General features: G+C 42.4%; 4 protein-coding genes and 1 CRISPR repeat array. Of the genes, 3 read left to right on the forward strand and 1 reads right to left on the reverse strand.

Features of this window, described 5'->3' with window-relative positions; translation table 11 throughout:
* Position 1 precedes the first annotated feature (1 nt).
* A CRISPR array of direct repeats spans positions 2–365; the repeat unit is 32 nt; unit sequence GTCGCTCCCCTTGCGGGAGCGTGGATTGAAAC.
* 354 nt (positions 366–719) lie between these two features.
* Together BLV55_RS14900 and BLV55_RS14160 are read left to right on the forward strand one after the other, a co-directional pair.
* Positions 720–851 carry a hypothetical protein gene (locus BLV55_RS14900; RefSeq protein ID WP_278280062.1) on the forward strand — a complete coding sequence of 44 codons (132 nt, stop codon included), beginning with the start codon at positions 720–722 and terminating at the stop codon, positions 849–851.
* 164 nt (positions 852–1,015) lie between these two features.
* Positions 1,016–2,317: an ATP-binding protein gene (locus tag BLV55_RS14160; RefSeq protein ID WP_093315603.1), complete on the forward strand. Its 1,302-nt coding sequence runs from the start codon at positions 1,016–1,018 to the stop codon at positions 2,315–2,317.
* Here the strand turns inward: BLV55_RS14160 and BLV55_RS14165 are convergent.
* The gene (locus BLV55_RS14165) at positions 2,288–2,611 is read right to left on the reverse strand and encodes a hypothetical protein (protein WP_093315605.1); all 324 of its coding nucleotides are present in this window, start codon (positions 2,609–2,611) and stop codon (positions 2,288–2,290) included. The two genes, BLV55_RS14160 and BLV55_RS14165, sit on opposite strands and share 30 nt — an antisense overlap.
* Before the next feature lie 150 nt (positions 2,612–2,761).
* On the opposite strand from BLV55_RS14165, the gene BLV55_RS14170 reads away from it, so the two are divergent.
* Positions 2,762–2,955 (forward strand): aldehyde dehydrogenase family protein (locus BLV55_RS14170; protein ID WP_176968435.1); only part of this gene is annotated, 194 nt, incomplete at its 3' end.

The following is a 2,955-nucleotide window of genomic DNA, read 5'->3' on the forward strand; positions in this document are numbered from 1 at the left end:
CGTCGCTCCCCTTGCGGGAGCGTGGATTGAAACTACAACGTGGGCAGCCTGGAAATGATAAGCGATCGTCGCTCCCCTTGCGGGAGCGTGGATTGAAACCTTTATAGCTTTTCAATTCAACTAAAAACAACTGTCGCTCCCCTTGCGGGAGCGTGGATTGAAACTCCTGCTAGATACTCGCCCAGTGCACTAAAGAAAGGTCGCTCCCCTTGCGGGAGCGTGGATTGAAACTCGACTATCCCTATTTAACCATTGAGAAATTTTCCGGTCGCTCCCCGTGCGGGAGCGTGGATTGAAACTGGTTCGACACTCAACGATGCGGTGTATAAGATAGTCGCTCCCCTTGCGGGAGCGTAGATTGAAACAACCTGCAAGTACATTAAGGAGAAACACATGCTTCACACAGAGAGAGGAAACATGCGGAAACGCAACTGGACAGGATAGCAAAAGTAGCAAAGGAAAATCCTAAAGAAAAATTCACGTCATTAATACACCTGATCAACGAGGAAAACCTGATCAAATGCCACAAAAACATGAGCACCGGAAAAGCATCCGGAGTAGACGAAGTGGCGAAAGAACAATGCAGCGAACAACTGGTGGAAAATGTTAAAGAACTACACACACGCATGAGAGGACGAGTTGCCCCCGCCCCCACTGACAGCATCCCCACTGACAGCAAATAGCATTGTTCGTATCCTTAAGCAGTAAGGAAGGCTATTGTGTTTTCTCTTGCGAAAGGGTTTCCGTTAAAGAACAAAGAGGATGAAGCAGCTGATAAAAGCATGATCATGGCAGGAATCGCGTTAACCATTATATTGGCTGGCCTAATCGGGCCATTGATGTATGCTTAGACGTTTCTAGTGACAGCAATGGTAGGGTTTGAATGCGCTTTATTGCATTAAACATACCAATAATGTATAATATAAATGCAAAACACACACATAAAATGAACTGAAGGTTACCATAAACATACGAAGGATGGAACATTAAAATGGGTTAGGAAAGGTGGTGTCCCGTGAAACGTGAACTTATGGAGGGGCTTATCCGTTGGAAGAACAGCTCCAGACGGAAACCATTGCTTTTAAGAGGCGTTAGGCAATGTGGAAAAACCTATTTGCTTAAAGCCTTCTCAAAAAATGAATATGAGAATATGGTGTATCTTAACTTTGAGCAAAATCCGGACTATGCCTCTCTTTTTGATAAAGACTTCCATACAGAGCGCATCATTACAGAAATGGGAATCCTTTTAGGAACGCGCATCCAAAGAGAGAAAACCCTTATTATTTTGGATGAAATTCAAGCATGTCCAAAAGCGATTACAGCGTTAAAATACTTTTGTGAAGAAGCTCCTGAATACCATGTCGCATCTGCTGGATCACTAATCGGGATCTCTATCTCAAAACCAAACTCCTATCCAGTTGGAAAAGTGGATGTCAAAACCCTTTATCCTATGAGTTTCAAAGAATTTCTAATGGCATCGGGTGAAGATGACCTAATCAAGTATATTCAGAATACAACCCTTCATGAAATAAGTCAGGTGATCCATAGCCGGCTTTTTCAGTACTATGACTATTATCGGATAACAGGTGGTATGCCAGAAGTGGTAAAAAATTGGGTACAGGAAAAAAACATACAACAGGTAGAGGAATCACTGCAAAATCTTTTGAATTTATACCAGCTGGATTTTTCAAAATATGCTCCCGCCAAGGATTTTCAGAAAATCAGTCAGGTTTGGGAAGCGATTCCCTACCAGTTGGCAAAAGAAAATCAGCGGTTTATCTTTGGACAGGTAAAAGAAGGCGCACGGGCAAAAGATCTGGAGGATGCCTTGAACTGGCTGATTAATGCCGGGATGGTGTATCGAATTCCTAAAATTGAAAAACCCTACATTCCCTTAAGCGCTTACGAAAAACAAAATTTGTTTAAGATCTACTGCTGCGATACAGGACTTCTTCGTAAACTGGCGAAGGTGGATGCCGGGCTGATCCTCAAAGATAATAGTCAATACACGGAGTTCAAAGGTGCTTTGACAGAAAATTATGTCCTGCAGCAATTGATACAAATGGGCGTCGACAAACCCTGCTATTGGAGTTCAGGAAATAAAGCAGAAGTCGATTTTGTTATGCAGCTAAAGGGAATGCCAACGCCCATTGAAGTGAAATCCGGCAAGACCATTCGATCGAAAAGCCTGCTCAGCTATATTGAAAAATACAAACCCGAAAAAGCTTATCGTTTCTCATCATCGCTTCGGGATAGCGGGGAAAGAATAACAGACATACCCCTTCCGTTAGTTTGGACAATTTTGTCCGAGAAATAGTTCTTTTTTAAAACGCTCAAGGTCTCGCTCCATTTGTAAAAGTTGCTCTTTAATAGGCTCCTTATTCTCACTGCTAGCGTTTCTTTTTAAGCATTCAATATCTGACTTCAAATCATGAATCTTTTTGTTGTAATCATCCTTTTCATCCTGTACTTTCTTACCAGATGCGTGAGAGCAAGCATGGTGAGAAAACATAGGACATTTAAAGCTTCGCTGACTCGTCAGAAAACAAATGAGAAAAACACTTAAAAAGATAAGGGGAATGATCCAACCGCATGGAAAAAACAAAGGCATTTTAGCATCTCCTTTCAATTTCTACCACATCCGCATAAGAAACGAGGCTGTGTTTATGGTTATCATTCGATGGGTAGCGTATTTATAGATGTTTTTAAGTCCAATTCATGCAAGTGAATGATGAGTCTAAACACAGGAGGGTCTATCGATATGAGAATGGAAAAACTATATATTAACGGACAATGGAAAGATGCGGCTTCGGGAGAAAGTTTTGATGTCCTCAATCCGGCCGATGGAAGCCTGGTTGGTAAAATGGCAGCTGCCGGAAAGGAAGAAGTACTTGAGGCCATTGATGCGGCGGATCAGACTTTTGAAGAATGGTCCAACCTGCCGGCCCATGTGCG

This window comes from Tindallia californiensis (assembly GCF_900107405.1).
GTDB lineage: Bacteria > Bacillota > Clostridia > Peptostreptococcales > Tindalliaceae > Tindallia > Tindallia californiensis.